This is a genomic window from Tenacibaculum sp. Mcav3-52 (genome assembly GCF_022347665.1).
Classification (GTDB): domain Bacteria; phylum Bacteroidota; class Bacteroidia; order Flavobacteriales; family Flavobacteriaceae; genus Polaribacter; species Polaribacter mesophilus.
The window spans coordinates 685,986-712,427 of sequence record NZ_JAKRGE010000001.1; the positions used below are offsets into that span (position 1 = coordinate 685,986).

The 26,442-nt window shown below is 31.6% G+C and carries 25 protein-coding genes; 8 read left to right on the forward strand and 17 right to left on the reverse strand.

The genetic code is table 11. From position 1 onward, the window contains the following. Window positions 1–41 precede the first annotated feature (41 nt). Complete coding sequence (gene atpG / locus MHM83_RS03205; RefSeq protein ID WP_047788152.1) at window positions 42–902, forward strand: ATP synthase F1 subunit gamma; 861 nt, start codon at window positions 42–44, stop codon at window positions 900–902. Between the two features lie 26 nt (window positions 903–928). Here atpG and MHM83_RS03210 read toward each other — a convergent pair whose 3' ends face one another. Then, window positions 929–1,804 carry a hypothetical protein gene (locus tag MHM83_RS03210; protein ID WP_239178360.1) on the reverse strand — a complete coding sequence of 292 codons (876 nt, stop codon included), beginning with the start codon at window positions 1,802–1,804 and terminating at the stop codon, window positions 929–931. A 196-nt stretch (window positions 1,805–2,000) separates the two neighbouring features. Here MHM83_RS03210 and MHM83_RS03215 point away from each other — a divergent pair, with 196 nt between their 5' ends. Next, window positions 2,001–4,694 (forward strand): Ig-like domain-containing protein, encoded by a 2,694-nt coding sequence (locus tag MHM83_RS03215; protein ID WP_239178362.1) that lies wholly within the window; start codon window positions 2,001–2,003, stop codon window positions 4,692–4,694. A 49-nt stretch (window positions 4,695–4,743) separates the two neighbouring features. Here the strand turns inward: MHM83_RS03215 and dxs are convergent, their stop codons facing one another. Continuing rightward, the gene (gene dxs, locus MHM83_RS03220) at window positions 4,744–6,513 is read right to left on the reverse strand and encodes a 1-deoxy-D-xylulose-5-phosphate synthase (protein ID WP_239178364.1); all 1,770 of its coding nucleotides are present in this window, start codon (window positions 6,511–6,513) and stop codon (window positions 4,744–4,746) included. A 38-nt stretch (window positions 6,514–6,551) separates the two neighbouring features. Between dxs and rsmI the strand changes: the two genes are divergently transcribed. Then, window positions 6,552–7,223, forward strand: a complete 672-nt coding sequence (rsmI, locus tag MHM83_RS03225; protein ID WP_159610718.1) for a 16S rRNA (cytidine(1402)-2'-O)-methyltransferase — start codon at window positions 6,552–6,554, stop codon at window positions 7,221–7,223. 34 nt (window positions 7,224–7,257) lie between these two features. Here the strand turns inward: rsmI and MHM83_RS03230 are convergent, their stop codons facing one another. From MHM83_RS03230 to MHM83_RS03250, 5 genes are read right to left on the reverse strand one after another with little or no spacing between them, the layout of a single operon-like run. Next, window positions 7,258–7,956, reverse strand: coding sequence for a hypothetical protein (locus tag MHM83_RS03230; RefSeq protein WP_239178366.1), 699 nt, complete (start codon window positions 7,954–7,956; stop codon window positions 7,258–7,260). Beyond that, window positions 7,953–8,609, reverse strand: coding sequence for a hypothetical protein (locus tag MHM83_RS03235; RefSeq protein ID WP_173360463.1), 657 nt, complete (start codon window positions 8,607–8,609; stop codon window positions 7,953–7,955). Before MHM83_RS03235 ends, MHM83_RS03230 begins: the two co-directional genes overlap by 4 nt. A 2-nt stretch (window positions 8,610–8,611) precedes the next feature. After that, the gene (locus MHM83_RS03240) at window positions 8,612–9,307 is read right to left on the reverse strand and encodes a hypothetical protein (protein WP_239178368.1); all 696 of its coding nucleotides are present in this window, start codon (window positions 9,305–9,307) and stop codon (window positions 8,612–8,614) included. After that, window positions 9,298–9,951, reverse strand: a complete 654-nt coding sequence (locus tag MHM83_RS03245; protein WP_239178370.1) for a hypothetical protein — start codon at window positions 9,949–9,951, stop codon at window positions 9,298–9,300. The genes MHM83_RS03240 and MHM83_RS03245 overlap by 10 nt, the downstream gene beginning before the upstream one ends. Window positions 9,952–9,962: 11 nt before the next feature. After that, complete coding sequence (locus MHM83_RS03250) at window positions 9,963–10,301, reverse strand: PadR family transcriptional regulator (protein ID WP_239178372.1); 339 nt, start codon at window positions 10,299–10,301, stop codon at window positions 9,963–9,965. A gap of 146 nt (window positions 10,302–10,447) precedes the next feature. Here MHM83_RS03250 and MHM83_RS03255 point away from each other — a divergent pair, with 146 nt between their 5' ends. Then, window positions 10,448–11,491, forward strand: coding sequence for a ferredoxin--NADP reductase (locus tag MHM83_RS03255; RefSeq protein ID WP_239178374.1), 1,044 nt, complete (start codon window positions 10,448–10,450; stop codon window positions 11,489–11,491). A 21-nt stretch (window positions 11,492–11,512) separates the two neighbouring features. Further along, window positions 11,513–12,190 (forward strand): LysE family translocator, encoded by a 678-nt coding sequence (locus MHM83_RS03260; protein WP_047788161.1) that lies wholly within the window; start codon window positions 11,513–11,515, stop codon window positions 12,188–12,190. On the opposite strand, the gene mgtE is transcribed toward MHM83_RS03260, so the two are convergent. The 5 genes from mgtE to MHM83_RS03285 all read right to left on the reverse strand — a co-directional run bounded on the left by mgtE (window position 12,187) and on the right by MHM83_RS03285 (window position 16,793). Continuing rightward, window positions 12,187–13,536: a magnesium transporter gene (mgtE, locus tag MHM83_RS03265; protein ID WP_047788162.1), complete on the reverse strand. Its 1,350-nt coding sequence runs from the start codon at window positions 13,534–13,536 to the stop codon at window positions 12,187–12,189. The two genes, MHM83_RS03260 and mgtE, sit on opposite strands and share 4 nt — an antisense overlap. Before the next feature lie 87 nt (window positions 13,537–13,623). Next, entirely contained in the window at window positions 13,624–14,427 is an 804-nt protein-coding gene (rsmA, locus tag MHM83_RS03270; RefSeq protein ID WP_047788163.1) for a 16S rRNA (adenine(1518)-N(6)/adenine(1519)-N(6))-dimethyltransferase RsmA, read from the reverse strand. Between the two features lie 11 nt (window positions 14,428–14,438). Continuing rightward, window positions 14,439–14,627 (reverse strand): hypothetical protein, encoded by a 189-nt coding sequence (locus MHM83_RS03275; protein ID WP_047788164.1) that lies wholly within the window; start codon window positions 14,625–14,627, stop codon window positions 14,439–14,441. A gap of 2 nt (window positions 14,628–14,629) precedes the next feature. Further along, window positions 14,630–14,959, reverse strand: a complete 330-nt coding sequence (locus MHM83_RS03280) for a DUF4286 family protein (RefSeq protein ID WP_047788165.1) — start codon at window positions 14,957–14,959, stop codon at window positions 14,630–14,632. Window positions 14,960–15,017: 58 nt separating this feature from the next. Next, window positions 15,018–16,793, reverse strand: coding sequence for a tetratricopeptide repeat protein (locus tag MHM83_RS03285; RefSeq protein WP_239178376.1), 1,776 nt, complete (start codon window positions 16,791–16,793; stop codon window positions 15,018–15,020). A gap of 177 nt (window positions 16,794–16,970) precedes the next feature. Here MHM83_RS03285 and MHM83_RS03290 point away from each other — a divergent pair, with 177 nt between their 5' ends. Continuing rightward, window positions 16,971–17,114 (forward strand): hypothetical protein, encoded by a 144-nt coding sequence (locus MHM83_RS03290; RefSeq protein ID WP_164505161.1) that lies wholly within the window; start codon window positions 16,971–16,973, stop codon window positions 17,112–17,114. 91 nt (window positions 17,115–17,205) lie between these two features. Here MHM83_RS03290 and serS read toward each other — a convergent pair whose 3' ends face one another. From serS to MHM83_RS03305, 3 genes are all read right to left on the reverse strand, one after another. After that, on the reverse strand, window positions 17,206–18,480 hold the full coding sequence (gene serS / locus MHM83_RS03295) for a serine--tRNA ligase (RefSeq protein ID WP_239178378.1): 1,275 nt from the start codon (window positions 18,478–18,480) through the stop codon (window positions 17,206–17,208). Window positions 18,481–18,546: 66 nt separating this feature from the next. Beyond that, entirely contained in the window at window positions 18,547–18,774 is a 228-nt protein-coding gene (locus MHM83_RS03300) for a helix-turn-helix domain-containing protein (protein WP_047788168.1), read from the reverse strand. 157 nt (window positions 18,775–18,931) lie between these two features. Further along, window positions 18,932–19,870, reverse strand: a complete 939-nt coding sequence (locus MHM83_RS03305; RefSeq protein WP_047788169.1) for a bifunctional riboflavin kinase/FAD synthetase — start codon at window positions 19,868–19,870, stop codon at window positions 18,932–18,934. Window positions 19,871–20,063: 193 nt separating this feature from the next. Here MHM83_RS03305 and MHM83_RS03310 point away from each other — a divergent pair, with 193 nt between their 5' ends. Both MHM83_RS03310 and MHM83_RS03315 read left to right on the forward strand, forming a co-directional pair. Beyond that, window positions 20,064–22,802, forward strand: a complete 2,739-nt coding sequence (locus MHM83_RS03310) for a TonB-dependent receptor (protein WP_239178380.1) — start codon at window positions 20,064–20,066, stop codon at window positions 22,800–22,802. A 10-nt stretch (window positions 22,803–22,812) separates the two neighbouring features. Continuing rightward, window positions 22,813–24,462, forward strand: coding sequence for an SGNH/GDSL hydrolase family protein (locus MHM83_RS03315; RefSeq protein WP_159610732.1), 1,650 nt, complete (start codon window positions 22,813–22,815; stop codon window positions 24,460–24,462). 29 nt (window positions 24,463–24,491) lie between these two features. On the opposite strand, the gene MHM83_RS03320 is transcribed toward MHM83_RS03315, so the two are convergent. Next, window positions 24,492–24,719 (reverse strand): hypothetical protein, encoded by a 228-nt coding sequence (locus tag MHM83_RS03320; RefSeq protein WP_047788172.1) that lies wholly within the window; start codon window positions 24,717–24,719, stop codon window positions 24,492–24,494. Window positions 24,720–24,816: 97 nt separating this feature from the next. Then, window positions 24,817–26,364 carry a glycine--tRNA ligase gene (locus tag MHM83_RS03325; protein ID WP_239178382.1) on the reverse strand — a complete coding sequence of 516 codons (1,548 nt, stop codon included), beginning with the start codon at window positions 26,362–26,364 and terminating at the stop codon, window positions 24,817–24,819. Window positions 26,365–26,442 lie beyond the last annotated feature (78 nt).

Genomic DNA, 26,442 nt, shown 5'->3' on the forward strand with positions numbered 1-26,442 from the left:
CGTGTAACAACGGGGGTTTTATAAATTTTAAGTTCAATTAAATGGCAAACTTAAAAGAAATACGTAACAGAATTACTTCGATTAAATCAACAATGCAGATTACCTCTGCCATGAAAATGGTATCGGCTGCAAAGTTGAAAAAAGCTCAAGATGCAATTACAGCAATGCGTCCGTATTCATCTAAGCTTACCGAATTATTACAAAGCTTAAGTGCTACATTAGATAGCGATGCAGGTGGAGTATATTCAACAGAAAGAGAAGTAAATAAAGTATTGTTAGTTACTATAACTTCAAACAGAGGTTTATGTGGAGGTTTTAACTCATCTATCATTAAAGAAACAGTTAAAACAATTAACGAGAAATATAATAATACTGCTGTTGAATTATTAACAATTGGTAAAAAAGGAAACGATATTCTATCAAAAGATTACACCGTTGTAGAAAATAGAAACGATATTTTTGATAACTTAACTTTTGATAACGTTGCTGAAGTTGCTGAACAGTTAATGAATTTATTTGTAGACGGTTCTTACGATAAAATAGAAATCATTTACAACAGATTTAAAAATGCAGCGACTCAAATACCACAAGTAGAACAATTCTTGCCAATTCAACCTATAGAAGGAGAAACAAATGCTAATTTAGATTATATTTTTGAGCCTTCTAAAGAGGAGATTATTTTAGAATTAATTCCTAAGTCATTAAAAACGCAATTATACAAAGCAATTCGTGATTCATTTGCTGCCGAACACGGTGCTCGTATGACTGCAATGCATAAAGCAACAGATAATGCAACAGAATTACGTGATGAGTTATTATTAACTTATAACAAAGCACGTCAAGCTGCAATTACAAACGAGATTTTAGAAATAGTTGGTGGGGCAGAAGCTTTAAATAACTAGAATAATATTTTCAATCATTTAAAAGGTCAAAGCTTATTTAAGTTTTGACCTTTTTGTTTTTCTAAGCTATTCTTATATAGATATAAGTATACTAATAAAGGAATCAACCCGTGAGGAAGCCTATATATTGTTAAGTATAAGTATTGGTGCATAATACTCAAAGAAAAATCATAGTGAAAAGCGCTAAAAATTCTAGCCAAAGCAGTTACACCCCCCCAAAAACAAGCATATAGCAGGACTGGTTTTGAAAGTTTGGGAATAAATATAGCAATAGCAATGATAAAATCTAAAACACCAGCTACGAATAATAGGTTTTTAGCCATTTCTTCTTGTACAGGTAAGATGTTTAAGGTCATAGTAACAAAATTACCAGGTAATGGATAAAAAATACCAATAGCGTACATTCCATGACATATAAAAGCTAGGGCGATAAAAACTTTAAGATAAAAAAGTAAAAGAAGTGCGTTTTTGTGTTTTAAGAAATATAATAAAGCAATAGGAACTCCAAACTGAATAGTGTGCTCAAAAAACATTATAAGGTGAAAAAACTTATTCTTGGTAATCATTAAAGCTAAAAAAATTAAACTTACTGCACCTAATTTTAAGATACAACGCATCCATTTTTTTGAATTTTCATTTATTATTATTGAAATGATTGCACATACTAAGTATAAAACACCAATACTTCTAGTTAAAATTTGGATAGCTAAATCTGTATTTAGGTTTGTAACATACGACTGCCAACTAATGTCAAAAACAAAATTAATCACAGGTTCTAATAAGTGTTGGTCCCAAAAGAAACTTCTGTATGGAGCATCCCAAAATAAATGCTGGTAAGCTCTACCGAAAAAAATAAAAAAAGAAGAAATTTTTAAAAAAGAAAGAAGGGTTTTAGTACTCATAAAGTAAGGTTTAAACAAAAGTAAGAATAGAGGATATGTAGTTTGTTAAAATAAGATTAGTAAACTATAAAAGAATAGTTAGGTTAATGTTAGTCAGGTTATTATATAATTAATTTTAATAAAAACAAACGATTAATTTGAAAGGTAAAAAATATATTTGTGATAACTAACTAGTAAACTTAAAAGCCCCCTCACGATGAAAAAAATTATTTTAACACTGTTATTTTTAGCAGTCCTTAGTACTTATGGTTCTAACGATAAGTACCGATTAATCATCACAGATAATCCTGCAACTACTATAATGATTGGTTGGAACCAAATTTCAGGATCTAACCCAATTGTATACTATGGAACGACTGATAATGGAACTAACTGGTCAAATTATTCAAATTCCAAACCTGTAGACCGCTCAGTTTCTTATAAAGGAATGAGTAATACTTTTGCTAAACTAACGGGTTTGAGTCCTAACACAAACTATTATTTTGTAATTAAAGATAGCCAAGGAGTGAGTAGTCGATTCTGGTTTAAAACAGCTCCAAGCACCAATGATAAAATGTCGTTTATTGCAGGAGGAGATTCAAGAAACAATAGAACACCAAGAAGAGATGCTAACTTATTAGTTTCTAAATTAAAACCTACTGCTGTGTTTTTTGGAGGAGATATGACTAATGGAGACTCTAGCTCTGAATGGCAAGATTGGTTTAACGATTGGCAATACACAACAGCAAGTGACGGAAGAATGTTTCCTATTGTACCAACAAGAGGAAACCACGAAGGTTCAAATAATAGTATTTATAACTTGTTTAATGTTCCTTCAACGAGTGTTTATTACGATATAACTTTTGGAAATAACTTGTATACAATTTATACATTGAACTCTGAGATTTCTGCAGGAGGGAGTCAGTATTCATGGCTAAGTCAAAAGTTGAATGCTAATAACTCTATTTGGAAGTCGGCTCAATACCATAAACCGATGCGTCCTCACGTATCATCAAAATCAGAAGGAAATGATGAATACGCTAGTTGGGCTCAATTATTTTATGACAAAGGAGTGAACTTGGTATTTGAATCAGATTCTCATACAGTAAAAACTACATGGCCAGTAAAACCTTGTTCCAGCGGAAGTAATTGCGATGAAGGCTTTGTTAGAGACGATGTAAACGGAACCGTTTATGTAGGAGAAGGTTGCTGGGGAGCACCTTTACGCTCTTCGAATGATTCAAAAAACTGGACGAGAGATGCGAGTACCTTTAATCAATTTAAATGGATTTTTGTTGAAGAATCTAAAATAGAGGTTAGAACGATTAAGGTAGATAATGCGAGTAGTGTAGATTCAGTTTCAAATCAAAATCCATTCACAATACCCTCTAATTTAGATATATGGAACCCATCTAACGGAAGTGTAGTAACAATTATAAGTAGTAATGTTAGCTATCCAGAAGTTACAATTACAAATCCATCATCAGGCGCATCACATACCGTAAACACTCCAGTAACAATTTCTGCTACTGCAACCGATAGTGATGGAACTATTTCAAGTGTTAAGTTTTACGTAAATAATACTTTAGTAGAAACTGATATGAGTACTCCTTATTCTTATAACTGGACACCAACAAATAATAACCAATCATATACTATTAAAGCAATAGCAACAGATAATGATGGATATGAAACTACTTCTGAAGAAGTTTTAGTTTTTGTAGGAAATGTTTCTAAAACTGTTACTTCAACAATCAATAGTACCAATGATGATGCTGAACAATATGAGTCGTCAGGGCAAATGTATATGAACAGTTCTGATTTAGAATTGGTCTATGATGGAAGCTCAAAAGGAAACCAGCATGTAGGAATGCTATTTAGAAACTTAAATATACCGGCAAATGCTACGATAACGAATGCGTATATACAATTTACGACAGATGAGACAAATTCGGGAAGTACATCATTGGTAATCAAAATTCAAGATTCGTCAAATGCACCAGACATTACCTCTCAGAGTTATAATATAACATCAAGAAGTTATTACAGTCAATCGGTTGCTTGGAATCCTAGTTCTTGGAGTTCTGTTGGAGCATCTGGAACAGCACAAAGAACGCCTGATTTAAAATCACTGGTACAATACGTTGTGAACAAGTCCAATTGGAATTCTGGTAACTCAATGATGTTTTATATTTCTGGAACAGGAGAACGTACAGCAGAATCATATGATGGAAGTAGTGCTAGTGCTCCAAAATTGATGGTTACTTATAGTACAGGATCTCCTGATAATGGAGGAGGAGAGACTCCAGAATGTGAGGATATAAACGTAACAATTACTTTTGATAAATATTCTTACGAAACTTCTTGGATCTTGAAGGATAACAATGGACAAACAGTGATAAGCGGAGGTGATTATACTCAAGGAAATGGAGAGTCTATTACTGTGTCAAAATGTATACCTGTAGGATGTTATGATTTTACAATTAATGACGAATATGGTGATGGTATATGTTGCAGTTATGGAAGAGGTTCATATGAAATAACAAATAGCAAAGGTGACGTATTAGCTTCAGGAGGAAGTTTTGGCTCATCTGAAACCAAACAAGTTTGTTTGAATACTTCTACTGCTGCAAAGGAGCAATTAAGAAGTAAAAAAACAGAAGAAACAAACAATTCAGAAATGAGTATTTATCCAAACCCAGCTGTTGATAGGATTTATATTAAAGGAGGAAAGAATACATTTTTATGGATTGCAAAAATAGTAGACGTATCAGGAAGAAAAGTAATAGAAATACCTGTAATTAATAACTCAATAGATGTTTCTACAATTTCAAATAACTCAATTTATATTGTTGAAATATATGATGAATTAGGACAAAAGAAACTTTCTGAAAAGATAATGAAGAAATAGATTTTGAAATAAAGAGTTAAAAAGCGAACCAACTTGGTTCGCTTTTCTTTTATAATAAATCTTGAATTGTTTTTTTAATTGAATTAACATTTATTCCACAAACTTCTTGTAATTGTTGAATCGTACCGTGATGTATAAACTCATCAGGAATTCCTAATAGTTTCACTTTTCCTTGATAGTTTACTTCGGAAGCATACTCTAATACTTCACTTCCAAATCCACCTTTGATAGTGCCATCCTCAATAGTGATAATGGTATCAAATTTGTAGAAAATAGTATCTAAAAGTTGGGTATCTAAAGGTTTTACAAAGCGTAAATCGTAATGTGCAACCAATTCTTTATTTTCAAGCTGATTAATCGCTTCAGAAATATTATCAGCAATAGTTCCTACAGATAGCACTGCTATTTGATTTCCTTCTTTTAAACAAATGCCTTTTCCAATTTTAATGTTCTCAAAAGGAAGTAGCCATTGTTCTAGTTTTCCCTTACCTCTTGGGTAACGAATTGCAACTGGATGCTCTAACCCTTGTTGAGCGGTAAACATCATATTACGCAACTCAATTTCGTTACGAGGAGCAAATATAATTAGGTTAGGTATACAACGTAAATATGCCAAATCAAAAACACCGTGATGTGTTGCTCCGTCTTCACCTACTAATCCAGCTCTGTCTAAACAGAAAATTACAGGTAAGTTTTGTAGAGCTACATCGTGAATTACTTGGTCGTAAGCCCGTTGTAAAAAGGTAGAATAAATATTACAAAAAGGAACCAATCCTTGAGTAGCCATACCTGCAGCTAAGGTTACAGCATGTTGTTCAGCAATACCTACATCAAATGTTCTATCAGGAAACTCTTGCATCATAAATTTTAACGAACTTCCAGTTAACATAGCAGGTGTAATTCCTACGATTTTTTCGTTTTGTTGTGCTAGTTCAACAATGGTTTTTCCAAAAATATCTTGAAATTTGGTGTATTTACTTTCTTCTTTAGGTAATACATCCCCAGAAACTTTATCAAATTTTCCAGGAGCATGATATTTTACTTGATCTTGTTCTGCTTGTCGTAACCCTTTTCCTTTGGTAGTAATTACGTGTAAAAATTTTGGACCTTGAATCTTTTTTAATCGATCTAGTTCACGTAGTAACTCTTCAAAATTATGTCCGTCTATAGGGCCTGAATAATCGAAGTTTAATGCTTCAAAAATATTATGCTGTTCAATCTCTAATCGAGGGGCTTTGATTTTTGTTAGATAATCTTTTAACGCACCTACCGATGGGTCAATTCCAATCGCATTATCATTTAAAATAACCAAGAGGTTAGTATTGGTGTCTCCCGCATGGTTTAACGCTTCAAAAGCCATTCCACTTGCGATAGAGGCATCACCAATCACCGCAATATGATGCTTTTCAATGTCTTGTAATTTTGAGGCAATTGCCATTCCTAAAGCAGCTGAAATAGCAGTAGAAGAATGTCCTACACCAAAAGTGTCGTACTCACTTTCTGAGCGTTTAGGAAATCCTGAAACTCCGCCAAATTGACGATTGGTATGAAAAACGTCTTTTCTTCCTGTTAAAATTTTATGTCCATATGCTTGATGTCCTACATCCCAAACTAGCAAATCGTTAGGAGTATCAAATAAATAATGAAGTGCTATGGTTAGTTCAACCACACCTAAGCTTGCACCTAAATGCCCTTCTTTTGTGGAAACCACATCAATAATAAACTCACGCAATTCCTTTGCTAGTTGCGGTAGGTTTTCAGGTGTTAATTTCCTTACATCCGAAGGAAAATCAATATTTTTTAACAGCTTTTTTGGCATAGGACAAATGTAAGAAAACTTTGTTGTAGCTTTGTTGTATGAGTAAACTGTATTTGGTACCTACACCGATTGGAAATTTAGAAGATATTACGCTAAGAGCACTCAATATTTTAAAAGAAGTAGACTATATTTTGGCGGAAGATACACGTACAAGTGGGAAGTTGTTAAAGCACTATGATATTGCTACACCTATGCAATCTCATCATATGCATAATGAACACAAAACGGTTGAAACGATTGTAAAACGTTTGCAGAGTGGTGAAACTTTTGCTTTAATTTCAGATGCAGGAACTCCTGCAATTTCAGATCCTGGTTTTTTACTTACCAGAGCTTGTGTACAAAACGATATAGAGGTGGAATGCTTACCAGGAGCGACCGCTTTTATACCTGCACTGGTAAACTCAGGTTTACCGAATGATAAATTTGTTTTTGAAGGCTTTTTACCTGTAAAAAAAGGACGTCAAACACGTTTACAATTCTTAGCAGAAGAAACACGTACTATGATTTTTTATGAGAGTCCGCATAAATTATTAAAAACGTTAGCAAATTTTGCTGAATATTTTGGAGAGGACAGGCAAATATCTGTTTCTAGAGAATTGACAAAATTGTTTGAAGAAACCAAACGAGGAAGTGTAAAAGAAGTGCTATCATATTATACTGAAAAACCTGCTAAAGGTGAAATTGTTATTGTTGTTGAAGGGAAAAAATAGGTTAGATTTTTTATATTATTTAATTCTTAAATTTTTAATTGTTGGTAAATTTATATTCTGGATACTGTTCTTCGAGAAGTTTTTTAGCTTTATTGGGTATGGTTATTAAACTTATGTAACCAATAATAATTGCTAGTGTAGTAACAAAAGCTATGATTACAGAAGTAAATCCACTTAGGTTTTCATATGAACTAGGAGTTATAAATTGAAAAATGTAAAATAATAGAAATACAACATTTCCATGATTTTGAGTTTGTATAATATCCTCCAACATCCATTTTTTTCCTGTTTTTTTGAATTTTACATTTAATTTTTTCCTTTTTTTGAACAACATAAAAAACTCTATTAGGATAACTATAAAGAAAAATCCATTAAATAAATTTTTAGAAAAAGAAAACTGTAATAAAAGATAAAAGCAATAAAACATTGAGAATGTTAATACTATTTTAGGAATAGAAAACCACTGTTTTACAAAACCTAAAATAATTAGAAAATATTTTTTATTCATTTGTTTTTGCTTTTCTTCTACTACATTCATAAATCCAAACACACCAAATTTTTTAAACGATTTATCGCGAGCTTGCTCAAAAGTTAGTGTTGGATTTTCTTCCCAAATTTGTTCAATATCGTTGGCTAGATGGTCTACTAACTCAGTTTGCACATCATAATGCTCAACAAAATGTTGACGTGTAAACTTGTATAATTGTTCTATATGTTGGTCGGTGAGTTTCATAAAGCTAATTCTTTTTTCATTTTTTCAACTTTAGTAAAGGCTGTTTTGTAAACCTTGTATCCAGCGTAGCTAAAAACCCAAAAAAGAGGGATTAAAGCAATAGACAATAGTTTTTGAATATTTTCGGGAGCCTCTTTAATTAGTTGTAAGGGAAGACTTATCATTAAAAAAGGAAACGAAAAATAGAATATTCCATAATCTAAATTTACAGATTTTCCATATTGTTTCATTATTTGTTTTGTAATGGAGAAAAGAAAGAGAGTTGAGGGCGTTAAGAAAAAAACTAAGCTTAATTTTTTGAAGTTATCAAAATCTACTTGTATAGTAATGAAATAGTATAGAAATGTGAACAGAGTATATATGAAGACATTTCTAAAGGACTTAAAAAAACTTAAAACTTCTTTTACATATTCTTTCCTGTATTTTTTGTTTACGTTTTTCCAGCCTTCTTGATTTTCTTTATGTAAAGATTTATGCCAGTCTAATTTTACTAAAGATTTTTCTAACTCTATTTTAAAGTTGTTAGTTGTTGAGTTTTCTTCTACATCAGAAACTATATGATCTATCATTTCAATACGTAAATCCCAATATTTAATCCCTTTTGTTTTTAGTAGTGTGTCAATGTGTTCTATTTGTTCTTTAGTTAATTCCATAGCTATATTAATACGTGAGGATATTGTTTTTTTACAGTTTGTTTGTTTTTATAAAATACATATTCACCTGACCAATAAAAAAGTAGTAATAAAACAAATACTCCTAAATGAATTAAATTATAATTAGTATTAGTAAAGCTTTGGTTGTTTCTAAAAGTAACACTACTGTTAAAAAAGATAAAAAGAGTATTAATAAGTTGTAAAAACATATCTGACTTATTGAGCACTAAAAAATGTTCCTTTCGATTAAAACGTTCTCTTTGACTACCAAATTCAATAGAAATACGGATTAATAATTGTACAATAATTAAAAGACTAATTCCACTAAGCAAATCGAAGAAGTACTCTTTGTTTTCAAAAAGATTCATTAGTTCTTTAAATATAAAAAAAAGAGCTACTGTAATTAATACTTTAGGCAGTTTAAAAAATGACTGAAGGTGTGAAAAAGTCAGTTTATAAAAGCGTTTATGAACAGCCTTTGTTTTTGTTTTTAGAAGTTTTTTAAAACCTAGATCACTAAACTTTTTATGTTCTTCTATAATAGCTTTTTTAATATCTAAATTGGGTTCTTTTTTTAATCGCTGTTCTAAAATTGAGGCGAAATGATCTACTAATTCAGCTTTTACATCATAAAATTTAATACCACATGCAGAAATATAGTTGTCGATTTTTATTATTTGTTCTTTTGTTAGTTCCATTTGCAAGCATGTTTTTTTATTGCTAAAAAGTGATTTTTATAAAGTTTTATGCCTAGTTGTATAATAAAAGCACTAAATACTAACATTATCATTTGAATGAGGTCTAAGTTACCCTCTTTAGTAAGAAAATCACCAAAAAACATCAAGGGTAGTAATACATATGGTAAGACTTGTATTTCATATACAAAACGATAAGATGTTCTTTGTTTAGATTGCCATATTATGATATACCCGAAACCAATAATAAAAGATACAGTATAGATAAAAAGAATGGCAAGAAAGTTTATTGTTTGAGCATACGAAGTAGCTACTTCTGGTTGCAAACCAATTAATAATATCATTAAAGCGAAGGTGAATAATAGTTTAATAGCGTGAGGTTTCACATACTTTTTCATTTTATCAATTATAATTTTAGGTTTTACATAGGCATAGCCTAGATACCCACTTGAGGAGTTTTGTAAAATAGTATTCCACTTTTTGGTAGTGTTCCTAAATGCTTCTTCGAATGGAGTATTTTCGTCTATATTGTTTTCTAATTCTGAAGCAATATGATCTAACACTTCAATTCTAACATCTATATAGTATACCTTTTTTACATCAAGGTACTTTTCTACTCTTTTAATTTGTTCTTTTGTTAATTCCATAGCTAAAAAAATTACTCCAAACTAAACTTAGGATTTACCAATTGTTGCATGGTGTTTAAAAACTCTTGCATCTCAGAAAGACGATTAACTGTTTCTTTTGTGCCGTTTTCCGTGAGTTTATAATATTTACGTAAGCGATTACCAACTTTAGCAACTTCAACATCCAACAATCCTTCAGCTTCTAATTTATGTAAAGCTGGGTATAAAGCTCCTTCAGTAATTTTTAATTCACCTTTGGTAAGCTCTTTTACTTTTTGTGTTATTTCATACCCGTACATTTTATCATTTTGAGCTAATAATTTTAAAATAATAGTTTGTAATGATCCTTTATATAGTTTTTGATTTCCCATGATTATGAGTTTTCTTATACCTAAGATTTTTAGGTATACAAATATACATAATTTACTTATGTATGAAAATCTTAGGTGTACTTTTTGTAAAACCCTAACTTTTGTTCGTATTGAGTTTGTTATTTTTGCTGTTCAAATTTGACTACATGAGTACTTTTTATAAATTAACAATAGAAGAAATAATAAAAGAAACAAAAGATGCTGTTTCAATACTTTTTAATGTTCCTGCAGATTTAAAAAGCAAGTTTCAATTTATAGCAGGACAATACATTACTTTAAAAACAATAATTAAAGGAGAAGAAGTTCGTAGAGCTTATTCTATATGTGCTGCACCGAAAAGTAATCAACTAAAAGTAGCAGTAAAAGCTGTTGAAAACGGGAAATTTTCAACATTTGCAACTACTCAATTAAAAAAAGGAGATGAATTAGAAGTAGCAGTTCCTGAAGGAAAATTTATATTAACTCCTGAAAACAACAAAAATTATATTGCTTTTGCAGCAGGTAGTGGTATTACCCCTGTGTTATCAATGATTAAAAGCGTTTTAGAAGATTCATCATCAACTTTTACGCTAGTTTATGGTAACAAAAGTATTAATGATACTATTTTTTATAATGATTTAAATTTATTACAACAAGAGTATCCTAATCGATTTAATTTACATTACGTGTATAGTAGAGAGCGTCAAGAGAACACATTGTTTGGAAGAATTGACAAAGGACACATAAACTACTTTGTAAAGAATCTTTATAAAGAAGTAGTATTTGATGAAGCTTTTTTATGTGGACCAGAAGAAATGATTAAGATAGCTTCTGAAACACTTAAAGAAAATGGTTTATCAAAAAGCGCCATTCACTTTGAATTATTTACAGCTTCTACAGCTGAGGAAAATACAGATTTAATAAAAGAAGGAGAAACAGAAATTAAAGTAGTGTTAGATGATGAAGAAACTAGCTTTACAATGAAGCAAACAGATACTATTTTAGCTGCAAGTTTACGAAATAAATTAGATGCTCCTTATTCTTGCCAAGGAGGTGTTTGTAGTAGTTGTATTGCAAAAGTTACAGAAGGTAAAGCTGTTATGACCAAAAACTCTATTTTAACTGATGATGAGTTAGAAGAAGGTTTAATACTTACTTGTCAAGCGCATCCTACGACGCAGAAAGTTGTAGTAGACTTTGATGATGTATAAGTAAAACCGTAACTTTATAAAATGGATTTTTACGACTTTAAAAACGCCTTCTTTGTTGGTGTTTTCATGGCTTTTATGATAGGGCCAGTATTTTTTATGCTCATTAAAACAAGTATTTTAAAAGGTGCTCGTGCGGCAATAGCCTTTGATATAGGTGTGATCTTAGGTGATATTTCATTTATGTTAATAGCCTATTTTGGAAGTAGAAGTCTGTTGGAAAAAATAAAAGATGATCCACGCTTGTTTCTTATTGGAGGATTGGTGCTTATTATTTATGGGTTAATTACTTATTTAGATAAAAATAATAAGAAAGAAGCAGAAGCTCCTGATGTTGTTTTACCAGAAAGCAATAATTATCTAAAGCTTCTTTTTAAAGGTTTTTTCCTAAATTTTATAAATATAGGTGTATTAGCCTTTTGGCTTGGTTTAATCGTGGTTATAGGACCAACATACGATATGAATCCTAAGTACTTAGTTTGGTATTTTGGTACTGTAATAGCAGGCTACGCAATTACAGATTTAGGAAAAATATTACTTGCTAAACAATTAAAAAGTAGGCTAACTCCATTAGTTATTTATCGAATAAAACGAGGAATGGGAGTATTGTTAATTGTTTTTGGTGCTGTATTAATGCTAAAAGGATTTATTCCTGAAAGTAAGATTGATAACCTGATAGAAAAAGTAGAATCAATAGATTAAAAACCAATAATTATTTTGGCTATTGAAAAGTAGATTAAGATTCCAAAAATATCATTACTTGTTGTAATAAAAGGTCCTGTAGCAATAGCTGGATCTATGCCTCTTTTATCTAAAAATAAAGGAATAAAAGTACCCACTAAACCAGCTACAATAATTACTGCAAATAAAGAAGATGAAATAGCAGAGGCAATTGTTATATCTCCTTTCCAAACCCAAATAAAGAAAAACAAAATAATAGCTAAAACAAGTCCGTTTACAGCAGCTAAAGACATTTCTTTTAATAACCTATTAGTAACACTTCCTTTTACATCATCATTAGCTAAGCCTTGAACAATAATGGCAGAAGATTGTACGCCTACATTACCAGCCATAGCAGCAATAAGAGGTGTAAACATAAAGAGAACAGCATTATCTTCTAAAGCACCTTCAAAAAAACCCATAATTCTTGCTGCTCCAATACCTCCAATTAAACCTAAGAATAACCATGGTAATCGAGCTCGCGTTAATTGTAAAATGCTATCTTCGGAGTCAACATCTTGAGTAATACCTGCGGCTAATTGATAATCTTTTTCAGCTTCTTCTTTAATTACATCAACAATATCATCAATAGTAATTCTACCTACCAAAACACCTAATTCATCCACAACAGGAATAGCTTCTAGGTCATATTTACGCATGATGTTAGCTACATCTTCCGCATCGTCGTGTACATGAACAAAATCTACTTTTGGAATGTAGACATCTGAAATTTTAGAACGAGTAGACGCCATTAACAAGTCTTTCAAAGACAAACGTCCTTTTAGCTTACCTTCATCATCAACTACATAAATAGAATGAACTCTAGTAACCTCTTCTGCCTGCAGTCGCATTTTTTTAACACAAGTAAGCACATTCCAATTCTCATTAACTTTTACAAGCTCTTTTGCCATTAAACCTCCAGCAGAGTCTTCATCATAACGAAGTAGCTCTACAATTTCTTTAGCGTGCTCTCTGTCTTCAATTTTTTGAATAACAGCTTGTTTTCGCTCTTCAGGAAGTTCGGCAATAACATCGGCAGCATCATCGGTATCAAGTTCATTAACCTCTTCGGCAATTTCTTTGGCAGAAAGTTGTTCAAAAACTTTTTCACGAACCTCTTCATCAACTTCCATTAATACATCTGAAGTTGTTTCGCTATCTAATAAACGTATAATGTAAACTGCTTCTTCAAAAGTGAGTTCATCTAAAACTTCAGCAATATCAGCATAGTGAATATCTGAAAAAACTTCAGAAAGAGCTGTGTCTTTTTGTTGCTGAATCAGTTCTTTTACGTTTTCTAATAAGTCTTTTGTGATTTCTAGTGCCATTACTTGCAATTTTGCTCGATTATCGAGGTTTTGAATATGTTGAAATCTAATTCAAAAAGAAGACTTGTTCTTGTCTAAAAAGGACTCTTAACTATTATTTTGAGCTATTTTTTGTGTCAACTCAATGAATTTTTGCACCGATAATTGTTCGGGACGCATCGCAAATATAGGGTCTTCTTTTAAGGTATCCGAAAGATTAAAAGATTTTAAACTGGAACGTAACATTTTTCTTCGTTGATTGAAAGCTGTTTTTACCACTCTAAAAAATAATTTTTCATCAACAGGAAGTGTATAGTTCTCTTTTCTGATAAGTCTAATAACTCCAGAATCTACTTTTGGTGGTGGATTGAATACAGAAGGAGGTACGGTAAATAAGTATTCAGCATTGTAAAAAGCTTGTGTTAATACCGAGAGTATTCCGTAGGTTTTGCTTCCTTCTTTTTCTGCAATTCGTTGAGCAACTTCCTTTTGAAACATTCCTGAAAACTCAGGAACAAATTCGCGGTTTTCAATAGCTTTAAAAACGATTTGAGAAGAAATGTTATAAGGAAAGTTACCAATAATGGCTACTTGTTGCTTATCAAATATTTTGGTAAAGTCTTTTTTTAAAAAATCACCTTCAATAATGGTAAACTTCTCTTTTGAAGTGTCTAACTTAATATGTTCAACAGGAAATGTTTCTTGTAAATAGGTTACCGATTCTGAATCTAGTTCCATTACGGTAACCTTAGTTTTTTTTTCTAATAAATACTTTGTTAAAACCCCCATTCCAGGACCAATTTCTAATACATTATTGTATCCGTTTTCAGTTAAAGTATCAGCTATTTTTTTTGCAATGTTTTCATCGTTTAAAAAATGCTGTCCTAAATGTTTTTTAGCTCTTACGGTCATTTTTATTGTATCTATTTGGTTGGCGATTTTATTGTTAACGCTATAAATGTTAGTCCAAAACCTATCCCACTAATTACTCCACTAATGGTTTCCCAAGGATTATTTTCATAAGTGCAATACCCCATGACTCCACCTAAAGTTGCTATGAGTATGCCTATTATTATAAGTAGTTTTTTCTTTTGATAGATTTTTTCTTGCATCTCTAGTTACTATTCACTGTAGGATAAAATTCATTTACTATTTTCAATTCAGTTCGAAAAGCAAGCATTTTATCAGCAAACTTTTTTAATCCGTCATTACGTAGTTTGTCTGCGCTATATTTATAATAGTTATCTAAATCTTCACGTGTTTTCGCGGTATATTGAATAGAGTAGGTAATACCTCCCATTTCTTCCTCAACCAACACTTGTGTCATTTTAGCACTTAAAAAGTGTCCTGTAGCTAATACTTCAGGTATATGGCTTTCAATCCATGTTAACCATTCTGCATGTATACTTTCGTCTATATTTATTGTTACGTTGTATATGTACATTTCTTTTAATTTGGAAGTTTGAAAATAAAGTAATTGATAAATTTTCAAACTTGGTTTATTAAATATCGTCTCCTCTTAATTTTCTAAATTTTTTTCGAGCTTCTACTAGGTAGATACTCGACGGGTGGTCAAAAATAATCTTTTGATAGTATTCTTTAGCCTTTTCTAAGTTATTTAATTCGTTATTATATAATTCAGCCATGTGATAATATACATCGTCAACGTAAATGCCTTTTTTATCTAGGACTATTATTTTAGTGTAATTTAAAATAGCCTTATCATATTGTTTCTTTTTAACAAATAATTGAGCTTGTTTAAATAAGGCTTCATCTTCAATAGGTTGCCCACTGTAATTAGTAATTATATTACTTAAAATAGCTATTGCTTCGTCATTTTTATTTTGATAAGCTAATAAATCAGCTTTCGCATATTCTTTTAAACCTGTACCAATGCTATCTTTAGGCTCGTTATCTGAAATTGTTAAGAACAAATCGGCAGCATCATTGGCAATAAGCTGTGTAGCAGATCCTTTTAGAACTTTTAGTTGAGCTTTTGCCCAAGTAAAATCATTTTTAAAGTAGGAAGCTTGCGCTACTTTAAAGCGGGCTTCTTGACCTATGTAATTATTTTTGAACAGTGTTTGAACTTGAGAAAAATAAATTAGCCCTTTGTTAAACTTACCCATATAAACAAAAACATCACCAAGTTTAAGTTTTATAGTTGCTTTTATAAATTTTGAATTGGTAAAGTTTAAGGCATTCTTTAAAATGATAGATGCTTCTTCTGGATTGTTTTTTGTAAAGGTTAAGTAATTAGCATACTCTATTTGTGTGAAAAGTGTTTTTGAGTTAATTCCGTATTCTTTGAAGATGGAATTAAAACGCTCTTCTACATCAGGTTGTTTTGTCTCAATTGCTATTTTTAGGTTGTTGTTTATGGCATTGAACTTATCTCTTGGGTAATTCGTTTTCTCAATAATAAGATCAAAGCACTCTTTTGCAGTTTCATAGTCTTTATTCTCTAAAGCTATTTTACCTAAATCATTAATTTTACCCAAATTATCAGGGTTTCTTGCAAGTAATGCTTTGTTTTGAATAAGGGCTTTGCTGTATTGCTTTTGCCTAATAAATAACCAAGAAAGTAAATCGTTCCAAATATCTTTGGGGTTACTTATTGACTTTCGTAATAGCGCTTTTTTAAACAAAATGTTATTTTCCTCTTCGCTATCATCAGTTAAATATTTACCAGTATAACGTTTTACGTTGTTGAGGTAGCTTTCGTTTTTATCAACCAGATCAATATACGACTTGAACATTTGTTCAAAATCTCCTTTTTCACCATAAATTTGTGCTAATTGAAATCCATAATTAGCTTTTGGGTTAATTTCCATTACTTTATTAAAAGCTTCAATAGCTAAATCTAACTTGCTGTAATTTTTAAATAAACCAGCTATTAAAGAACCATAATTAGCTTTTTTATTAATGGACTCAATTGCTTTTTGATAGTATTCATTAGCATCTTCTATTTTTTCTTGTCGTTCACTATTATAACCTAGAATTACATATAAGTAAGATAAGTTGGGTCGTTCTTTTAGTTTTTGAGTGAGTAAATTTTCAGCAGCTATAAATTGTTCTGTTTCTTGATAACAAGTAATTAGTTTTTTTAAATAGGTTGTATTATAGGGGCTTTGATCATACAGCCTTTTGTATAATTGAATGGCTTTTTCATACTCATTATTTCTAAAATAATTTTCAGCAATAATAAACTCATTTTGTTGTGCGTGACAAAATAAGCTTAAAATGAGTAAATTAAATAGAATAATGATTTTCTTCATTTTGGAAAAGTTTAAGCGTTTTGCTTTATGTTTAATTCAGCTAATAGCGGTTTTATCTACCAAAAATACAGAACAAAATTGTTAAAATACTATTAAAAGGAGGGCTTTTTTGAAAAGCTGTGTAACATTTTGGCACGAACTTTGTCTTATTAATAAAACAACTAAACAGTGTAAACTATGAGAAATTTTACGACACAATATGAGTTAGCAAAGCAGAATGCAAATGAATTTATGAGAAAAGGGCAAATACCTCAGTATTTTGAAGCTTTGTTAGAAATGAATAAATACAAGAGATTAATGGTAGCAGTAGTTGCCAATTAAACATATTTTTTTCAATGGGGATTGATTAATTAAAAATCCCAAGCATCGTAATTGAGGCTTGGGGTTTTTTCATTTTTTATATTATAATTGATTAATCAATTATATCAAAACCACAATAAGGAACTAGTACTTCAGGAATTTTAATTCCATTTTCAGTTTGGTAGTTTTCTAAAATACCAGCCAATACACGAGGTAAAGCTAAAGAACTACCATTTAGTGTATGTACTAATTGACTTTTACCTTCTTTATTTTTGAAGCGTAACTTTAAACGGTTTGCTTGAAAAGTTTCAAAATTTGAAGCAGAACTAATTTCTAACCAACGCTCTTGTGCTGTTGAGTATAATTCAAAATCGAATGTTAAGGCAGAAGTAAACCCTGTATCTCCACCACATAAGCGTAAAATACGATATGGTAATTTTAACTCACGTAAAATATCTTTAATGTGTTCTACCATTCCGTTTAAAGCATTGTATGAATTGTCAGGGTGCTCAACACGAACAATCTCAACTTTATCAAATTGATGTAAACGATTTAATCCACGAACATGCGCTCCATAACTTCCTGCTTCTCGACGAAAACAAGGAGTGTAACCTGTAACTGCAATAGGTAAATCAGCCTCTTTAACTAAATCGCCTCTAAACATATTAGTTACTGGAACCTCAGCAGTAGGAATCAAATATAAGTTATCTCCAGTTACATGGTACATTTGTCCTTCTTTGTCAGGTAATTGTCCTGTTCCAAAACCAGAAGCTTCATTTACTAAATGAGGAACCTGTACTTCGTTATACCCAGCAGCGGTATTTTTATCTAAAAAATAGTTGATTAAAGCACGTTGTAAACGAGCTCCTTTTCCTTTATAAACAGGAAAACCTGCACCCGTAATTTTAGCACCTAAATCAAAATCAATAATATCATATTTCTTCGCTAATTCCCAGTGAGGTAATGCATTTTCTCCTAAATTAGGAACAATACCTTCTTTAAAAACTTCTTCATTATCTTCTTCATTCTTTCCTGCTTTTACTGATGGGTGAGGAATATTAGGGATTTGATATAATAATTCGTTTAATTTCTCTGCAGCTGAATTTAATTCTTCTGTTAACTGTTTAGATTGCTCTTTTAATTCACCTGTTTTTGCTTTTAGTTGATTTGCTTCTTCAGCTTTACCAGACTTAAAAAGCCCGCCAATTTCTTTGGATATTTTGTTAGATTCAGCTAAAATAGTGTCTAAAGAAACTTGTGTAGTTCTACGCGTTTCATCAGCAGTTAATACTTCTTCAATAATTGTTTCGGCATTAGCAAAATTACGTTTTGCTAATCCGTCTAAAACAGTTTGTTTGTTTTCTCTAATAAACTGAACCTGTAACATCTTTTTAATTTTTTAAGAAAAGCAAAGATAAAAGAAGCTATAGACTTAAGCAATGTGTTTTGTGTACTAAATTTCTTCGAGCATTACAAAGAAGTCAGATAAAGTAATATTAAAATAGTCGCATATTTTTTGAAGAGTGGTGATAGTAACATTTGTTTTTCCTTGTTCTATTCTAGCTAGGTGTATTCCAGTATCAATATAAAATTCACTTGAAGTAATGTGGTATTCTTCTCTTAAAGCTTTTACACAAAGTGCTACCTTTTTTAAAGTAACCTCTTTTTTTGACAGCATCATTCTTTTTTTGATACAAATTCTTAAAAACATATGAAATACATAATGACATACTTGTCATTATATAGGGGTTAAAAAAATTAACTTTGCGTGTAGTTACGTCAATAATACTAATTCTAAAAATATTTGAAACCGGGGGGCTTTAAGTATAGTTTTAAGGTTAGGGTTTGACGTAACTTTTTAGAAAAAGTAACGAATTCTGTTTATCTTTTTTCAGTTGAGAAATTAAACAAGAAACAGAATCAAATTTTTGTTCATTTCTTAAATAGTAAAGTAATTCAATAGTTAATTCTTTACAATATAGATTTTGGTTAAAATTGAAATAGTGTACTTCAATTGTTTGGTGTTCACCGTCAACTGTTGGTCGATTACCAATATTCATCATTCCATAAATAGTAGTGTTTTCAATAATAGATTTTATTATATAAACACCTGTTTTAGGAATTAATTTATAATCTTCAGGGATATCAATATTTGCGGTAGGGAAACCTATTTTTCCTCCTAGTTGTTTGCCATTCACAACTTTTCCAGTAAGAGAAAAATTATATCCCAAGTAATTATTAGCTGTTTTTAAATGCCCGTTAGCAAGAGCTTTTCTAATTTTGGTAGAACTAACTGATACATCATCAATATCTTGAGCGGGAATTTCTTGAACAGTAAAATCATATAAATGAGAATACTCTGTTAATTGTTCAATATTACCTTCTCTATTTTTACCAAAATGGTGATCGTAACCAATAATCAGTTTAGAAATATTTAGTTGATTAACTAAAATATCACGAACAAAATCTAAAGCGGTAAGTCTTGAAAACTCTTTACTAAAAGGATGAATTATTAAATAATCTAACCCTAATTTTTCTAGGTGTTGAGCTTTTTCGGTAATAGTATTGATTAACTTAATAGAAACATCTTTTTGTAATACCATTCTTGGGTGAGGAAAAAATGTTAGTAACACCGACTTTTTATTACTAGCTTTTGCTTCACTAACTAACTTTTCAATAATCTTTTGATGCCCAATATGCACTCCATCAAAAGTACCGATGGTGATTATTGTTTTTTGAGAAGGATTAAGGTCAAAAAGAGAATGTATAACTTCCAAGATAACTAATAAATTTAAGCAAAAATACAATTTGTATGAGATGATAAATAATAAAAATTTAAATAAAATGTAAAATTTGTTTTTGGTAAGTTTTTCGATGTATAATTAGTATAATTGTAAAAAAACAGGGTAAATATTCTGTAAATGAAAAAAAATTGTATTTTGCACTACAGTTAACAAATTACTTTACATTATGATGAAAAAACTATTACTTGTTGCATTTGTGCTATTTGGTACAGCAATAATGGTTGCTCAAACTACCATTACAGGTACGGTTAGTGATGCTTCGCTTGGCGGACCATTACCGGGAGCAAACATTAAAGTTTCGAGAAAGACAGTAGGAACGTCTACTGATTTTGATGGTAAATTTACAATGACGGTAACAGATACTCCTCCGTTTACTATTGAAATTTCTTCCTTAGGGTATCAAACAAAAACAGTTGAGATAACAAAAAACAACCAAGTTGTTGAAATTAGCTTAACAGAAAACGCAACCTCTTTAGATGAGGTAGTTGTATCAGCTTCAAGGACTCCAGAACGAGTTATGGAATCACCTGTAACAATTGAGCGTTTTGATTCAAGAGCAATAAAGAATACAGCTTCTGCTTCATATTATGATGGATTAGAAAATTTAAAAGGAGTTGATATTAACTCAGGAGGCTTAACATTTAAAACAGTAAATACACGTGGTTTTGCTACCTTTGGTAATGAGCGTTTTGTACAGTTAGTTGATGGTATGGATAATGCTTCACCAGCATTAAATTTTGCCATAGGAAACTTATTGGGAATCTCTGAAGTAGATGTAAAAAGCGTTGAAATTTTACCAGGAGCAGCTTCAGCTTTATATGGAGCTAATGCTTTTAACGGTATTATGTTAATGCGTAGTGAGAACCCGTTTAACGAGCAAGGTATTAGTGTTGGTCTAAAAACAGGCTTAACAAGTCAAGAAGCAGCAGGAGATAATGGATATTATGATGCTACAATTAAAATGGCACATGCTTTTGATGATTATTTTGCTGTTAAAGCTAGTTTTTCTTACTTAAAAGGAGAAGAATGGCATGCAACTGATTATAGAAACACAACAGGTATCGGTGGTATATATATTCCAGGTATGAGTCATACTGATGATCCAAATTATGATGGAGCAAATATATATGGAGATGAAGTATCTGTTAATTTGGGAGGAGCAATAGGAAATGTTAGTAGAACAGGGTATAGAGAAGTAGACTTAATGTCTAACGAAGCTAAAAGTGTAAAGTTTAATGGAGCTATTCATTACCGTCCATTGGGAAATGACCGTGTTGAAATAATTTGGAATTCAAAATACGGTACAGGTAATACCATTTATCAAGGACAAAACCGTTATAATCTTGCTAACTTCTTTATGGAGCAACATAAATTAGAAGTAAGAGGTAAAAACTTTTTTGTAAGAGGGTATTATGCAGGTGAAGACGCTGGAGATTCTTATGATACTCGTTTTGCTGCAATAAATATAAACAGTAAATGGAAAGAGAACTCAGTTTGGTTTGGAGAATATGCAGCTGCGTATTTAGGATCCGTTCCTGGAGTACAGGCAAGCAATCATAATCAAGCAAGAGCTTTTGCTGATAGGAACAGACCAGAAGCAGGTTCTGCTGAGTTTACAAGACTATTTAATGAAGTAACTGCTGATCCAGATTTAATGACAGGGTCTAGATTTAGAGATAATACAAGTTACTATCATGCAGATGCAAACTTAAACTTACGTGATTACATTGATTGGGCTGAAGTTCAAGTAGGAGGTTCTTACAGGCAGTACAAGCTTAACTCTTTTGGTACTATTTATACTGATAGTGATGGGCCTATTAAATATGGAGAGTACGGTGTATATACACAAGTTCAGAAAAAAATGATGGATGACCGTTTGAAGTTTACAGGATCTATCCGTTATGATAAGTCTGATAATTTTGATGGAAATGTTACACCAAGAGTCTCTTTAGCCTATGCAGCAGGAGAAAACAAGAACCATAACTTTAGAGCGTCTTTCCAAACAGGTTTCCGTAACCCAACTACCCAAGACCAATATATTGGTTTGGCAACAGGAGCAGGCTTTATTTTAGGAACAGCTCCTGACAATATTGATCGTTTTTCAACTGCTGTTCAAACAACTACAGGAACATTTACTTTAACGGGTCAAGATGCTCTTAATAGAGGGTATTCTGCTGCTTCAATTAGTAGAAAAGCGAATGAACCAAATAATCCAAATATTCCTGATCCTACATTAGTTAAGACAGCTTTAGTGCAGCCAGAAAAAGTTAAATCTTTTGAAGTTGGATATCGTGCAGCACTTCCCTTAGGAGAAAACAAACTATCTATTGATTTTAGTACATATTATAATATGTATTCTGACTTTATTTCTAATAAAGATGTAGTTGTACTAGTAGACCCAAATACGCCAGCTACCATAAATAACTTAACTAATAGAGACTTAGTAAGAACATTTAGTGTAAAAACAAATTCAACGGCAGATGTTAATTCTTATGGAGTAGGGTTAGGATTAAACACAAAAGTATTTAACGGGTTTGATGTTGGGTTAAACTATACATGGTCTAAGTTTGATTTTGATCAAGCTTCTGATCCTGATTTTGAAGCTGGATTTAACACACCAGAGCATAAAGTAAAAATGCAATTTGGACATACAAATTTATTTGAAAACTTTGGATTTAATGTAAGTGCTCGTTGGCAAAATGAATTTTATTGGCAGTCTACTTTCTTAGAAGGAACAATTGAAGAAAGAACAGTTCTTGATGCTCAAATTAATTATTCTGTTCCTTCAATTAAATCAGTATTTAAAGTAGGAGGATCTAATTTAACAGGTGAAGAATACTTAAGTGCGCCAGGAGTAGGAGCTGTAGGTTCTCAATATTACATTTCTTGGACTATCAATAACTAAAAAAGAAACAATGAAAAATACAATTAAATATACTTTTTTGTCTGCGTTATTTTTAGGGTTAGCCGCCTGTGACGTAGATAATACATTACCTGAGATTAAAGGAGAAGCGGAAAACAATGTAACACTAGAAGCTGGTAGTGTAGATTTTTCTAAATATGTAGCAGTAGGAGCCTCTTTTACAGCAGGATTTTCAGACGGGGCTTTATTTAAATCTTCTCAAGAAAACTCTTTTCCAAATATTTTAGCTAGTAAATTTGCTATGGTTGGTGGAGGCGATTTTACACAACCTTTAATGAATGATAACATAGGTGGTTTTTTAATAGGAGGAGAAGAAAAAGGAGAGCCAAGGTTTTATTTTAATGGTGATGGGCCAGCAAGGTTATCAAAAACACCTACAACAGAGATAAGTAATATACAAACGGGACCATATAATAACATGGGAATCCCTGGATTAAAAAGCTTTCACCTAGGAGTAGAAGGTTATGGAGCATTAGCAGCTTTACCAAATGCAAACCCTTATTATGTAAGAATGGCATCTAACCCTATGGCAAGTGTTATACAAGATGTATTAGTACAGCAACCAACATTTTTTACATTATCTGAAATAGGAGGAAATGATGTTTTAGGATATTCTATAGCTGGTGGTGTAGGAGAAGATCATAATGAAACAGGAAACTTAGACCCAACAAGTTATGGAGCAAATGATATTACTAATTCAAATCTTTTTGCTTCTGTTTTTTCAAGTACCGTTGATGCTTTAGCAGCGGGAGATAGAAAAGGAGTCGTAGCTAATTTACCTTATATAACATCGTTACCTTACTTTACAACAGTTCCTTATGCGCCATTAGATCCTAGTAACCCTGATTTTGGAGCGCAAATACCAACATTAAATAATGTTTTTGGGGCTATTAACGGAGTTTTTGAAGCAATTGGTGTTCCAGAAAGATCAATTGTTTTTACCACAGATGCTGCAAATGCAGTTGTAATTAAAGATGAGTCTTTAGATAATAAGACAGCTCAAATTGTTGGAGCTTTATTAGCAAGTCCTACTTTCCCTCCTTTTGTGGCAAGTTTTGGATTACCTACTGATGCAACTACATTACAAAAAGTAGCAGGTTTATTAGGTACTTATTACGGTCAAGCAAGACAAGCAACAGAAGAAGACTTATTAGTGTTACCAAGTAGTGCGATTATAGGTGAAGTTAATACAGATTCAGTTGCGTTTTTAATGTCACAAGGTTTATCACAAGAACTAGCAGGAATGTTTTCTGTAGAAGGAGTTTCATTACCTCTTGAAGATAAATGGGTATTAACAAAAGATGAGGTAAGTAGAGTTAAGAATGCTACGGATTCTTATAATGCAACTATTAAATCGGTGGCTGAAGCAAAAGGGTTGGCTTTTGTAGATTTTAAAGCTATTTTACAAGAAGCTTCTACTACTGGATTAGAGTTTGGAAGTTATAATATGAATACTAGTTTAGTAACAGGTGGTTTAGTTGGTTTAGATGGAATTCATTTAACAGCTAGAGGATATGCGTTAATGGCTAATAAAATGTTAGCTGCTATTGATGCTACATACGGATCTAACTTTACCTTAGGTAAAGACGGTTTAGCTAAACCAGATGATTACCCAACAAATTACTCACCTACCTTACAATAGAGAGCAAAATAAAGTAAAAAAGCTGAAGATTAATCTTTAGCTTTTTTTTTGTCTTTATCAGAGTTGATAATATATTTTTTATACTTACCATCTTTATATCTATAGTAGATAAATAAAGGCATTAATATAAAAGACATGTATAAAACACCTAGTCCTATTACTACTTGTGCTTTAGGGTGCTCTGTGTTTAAAAGGTAAGCACCAGTTATCATCCAAAGTAAAAAGATGATGAATAATATTTTAAGTATAGTTTTCATTCGTATTTATTTCAAGAGAAGTTATTTACTATTGCAAAAGTAAAAATCCTAAACAGTTACGTTTAGGATTCTTGCTTTATTTTGACGTTTTTTAGATTTATGCTTCCGTTTTTTGTAACCAAGAGCGTACATCTACCTCTTGTTTAATAATATTGCTTAAATCTTCTATTTTAACTCGTTTTTGCTCCATAGTATCTCTATGACGAATGGTAACAGTGTTGTCTTCTATAGTATCATGATCTACCGTAATACAGAAAGGTGTACCAACAGCATCTTGACGACGATACCTTCTTCCAACAGCATCTTTTTCATCATAAACAACATTGAAGTCCCATTTTAAATCGTTAACAATTTTACGAGCGATTTCTGGTAAACTATCTTTTTTAACTAATGGTAAAATAGCTGCTTTGGTTGGTGCCAAAACTGCAGGTAACTTTAAAACAGTTCTTGTTGAACCATTTTCTAGCTCCTCTTCTTGTAAAGAGTTAGAGAAAACAGCTAAGAACATTCTGTCTAAACCAATAGAAGTTTCAATTACGTATGGCACATAACTAGTGTTGTCCTCGTGGTCAAAGTACTGTAGTTTTTTTCCAGAGAATTTCTCATGTTGACTTAAGTCAAAATCAGTACGAGAATGGATTCCTTCTAATTCTTTGAACCCAAAAGGAAATTTAAATTCAATATCAGCAGCGGCATCAGCATAATGTGCTAATTTGTCATGATCGTGAAAACGATAATTTTCTTCTCCCATTCCTAAAGACATATGCCACTTTAAACGAGTTTCTTTCCACTTTTCATACCATTCTTTTTGAGTTCCTGGCTTTACAAAAAATTGCATTTCCATTTGCTCAAACTCTCGTTGTCTAAAAATAAATTGGCGCGCAACGATTTCATTACGAAAAGCTTTACCAGTTTGTGCAATTCCGAAAGGAATTTTCATACGTCCAGTTTTTTGTACATTTAAGAAGTTTACAAAAATACCTTGTGCAGTTTCAGGACGTAAATATACTTGCGTTGAACTATCTGCTGACGCTCCTAATTGCGTTCCAAACATTAAGTTAAATTGCTTAACTTCTGTCCAGTTTTTAGAACCAGAAACAGGACATGTAATGCCTAAGTCTATAATTAAATTTCTAAACCCTTCTAAATCGTTTTCTTCTTGAACTCTAGTTAATTCAACTGTTATCTCGTCAATTTGTTTTTGACGTCTTAAAACATTAGGGTTTGTACTTCTAAATTCATCTTCATTAAAAGCTTCACCAAAACGTTTTTTTGCTTTGGTTATATCTTTTTGAATTTTTTCGTTGATTTTTTCTCTAAAATCTTCAACTAAAACATCAGCTCTATAGCGTTTTTTAGAGTCTTTGTTATCAATTAAAGGGTCGTTGAAAGCATCAACGTGGCCTGAGGCTTTCCAAGTAGTTGGGTGCATTAGTATTGAAGCGTCAATACCTACAATGTTTTCATGCATTTGCACCATTGCTTTCCACCAATAATCACGAATATTCTTCTTTAATTCTACTCCGTTTTGAGCATAATCATACACTGCGCTTAAACCATCGTAAATTTCAGATGATTGAAATACATAACCGTATTCTTTTGCGTGTGATAATACTTTTTTAAATTGATCTTCTTGTTTTGCCATATTGCAAAAATAAAATAAGGATTTAAACTAAGGGTATGGAAAAAGAAAAAAGTGAAGAATAAATTAAGCCCTTCACTT

Excerpts from the sequence above, each read along its gene's own strand:
- MHM83_RS03310 (WP_239178380.1), top strand. The coding sequence starts at position 20,064 with ATGATGAAAAAACTATTACTTGTTGCATTTGTGCTATTTGGTACAGCA.
- MHM83_RS03280 (WP_047788165.1), bottom strand. The coding sequence starts at position 14,959 with ATGTACATATACAACGTAACAATAAATATAGACGAAAGTATACATGCA.
- dxs (WP_239178364.1), bottom strand. The coding sequence starts at position 6,513 with ATGCCAAAAAAGCTGTTAAAAAATATTGATTTTCCTTCGGATGTAAGG.
- MHM83_RS03260 (WP_047788161.1), top strand. The coding sequence starts at position 11,513 with ATGGATTTTTACGACTTTAAAAACGCCTTCTTTGTTGGTGTTTTCATG.
- MHM83_RS03210 (WP_239178360.1), bottom strand. The coding sequence starts at position 1,804 with ATGAGTACTAAAACCCTTCTTTCTTTTTTAAAAATTTCTTCTTTTTTT.
- rsmA (WP_047788163.1), bottom strand. The coding sequence starts at position 14,427 with ATGACCGTAAGAGCTAAAAAACATTTAGGACAGCATTTTTTAAACGAT.
- MHM83_RS03285 (WP_239178376.1), bottom strand. The coding sequence starts at position 16,793 with ATGAAGAAAATCATTATTCTATTTAATTTACTCATTTTAAGCTTATTT.
- serS (WP_239178378.1), bottom strand. The coding sequence starts at position 18,480 with ATGTTACAGGTTCAGTTTATTAGAGAAAACAAACAAACTGTTTTAGAC.
- MHM83_RS03315 (WP_159610732.1), top strand. The coding sequence starts at position 22,813 with ATGAAAAATACAATTAAATATACTTTTTTGTCTGCGTTATTTTTAGGG.
- atpG (WP_047788152.1), top strand. The coding sequence starts at position 42 with ATGGCAAACTTAAAAGAAATACGTAACAGAATTACTTCGATTAAATCA.
- MHM83_RS03235 (WP_173360463.1), bottom strand. The coding sequence starts at position 8,609 with ATGGAATTAACTAAAGAACAAATAGAACACATTGACACACTACTAAAA.
- MHM83_RS03275 (WP_047788164.1), bottom strand. The coding sequence starts at position 14,627 with ATGCAAGAAAAAATCTATCAAAAGAAAAAACTACTTATAATAATAGGC.
- MHM83_RS03290 (WP_164505161.1), top strand. The coding sequence starts at position 16,971 with ATGAGAAATTTTACGACACAATATGAGTTAGCAAAGCAGAATGCAAAT.
- MHM83_RS03215 (WP_239178362.1), top strand. The coding sequence starts at position 2,001 with ATGAAAAAAATTATTTTAACACTGTTATTTTTAGCAGTCCTTAGTACT.
- mgtE (WP_047788162.1), bottom strand. The coding sequence starts at position 13,536 with ATGGCACTAGAAATCACAAAAGACTTATTAGAAAACGTAAAAGAACTG.
- MHM83_RS03240 (WP_239178368.1), bottom strand. The coding sequence starts at position 9,307 with ATGGAACTAACAAAAGAACAAATAATAAAAATCGACAACTATATTTCT.
- MHM83_RS03320 (WP_047788172.1), bottom strand. The coding sequence starts at position 24,719 with ATGAAAACTATACTTAAAATATTATTCATCATCTTTTTACTTTGGATG.
- MHM83_RS03255 (WP_239178374.1), top strand. The coding sequence starts at position 10,448 with ATGAGTACTTTTTATAAATTAACAATAGAAGAAATAATAAAAGAAACA.
- MHM83_RS03300 (WP_047788168.1), bottom strand. The coding sequence starts at position 18,774 with ATGATGCTGTCAAAAAAAGAGGTTACTTTAAAAAAGGTAGCACTTTGT.
- MHM83_RS03245 (WP_239178370.1), bottom strand. The coding sequence starts at position 9,951 with ATGGAATTAACAAAAGAACAAATTAAAAGAGTAGAAAAGTACCTTGAT.
- MHM83_RS03250 (WP_239178372.1), bottom strand. The coding sequence starts at position 10,301 with ATGGGAAATCAAAAACTATATAAAGGATCATTACAAACTATTATTTTA.
- rsmI (WP_159610718.1), top strand. The coding sequence starts at position 6,552 with ATGAGTAAACTGTATTTGGTACCTACACCGATTGGAAATTTAGAAGAT.
- MHM83_RS03325 (WP_239178382.1), bottom strand. The coding sequence starts at position 26,364 with ATGGCAAAACAAGAAGATCAATTTAAAAAAGTATTATCACACGCAAAA.
- MHM83_RS03230 (WP_239178366.1), bottom strand. The coding sequence starts at position 7,956 with ATGAAACTCACCGACCAACATATAGAACAATTATACAAGTTTACACGT.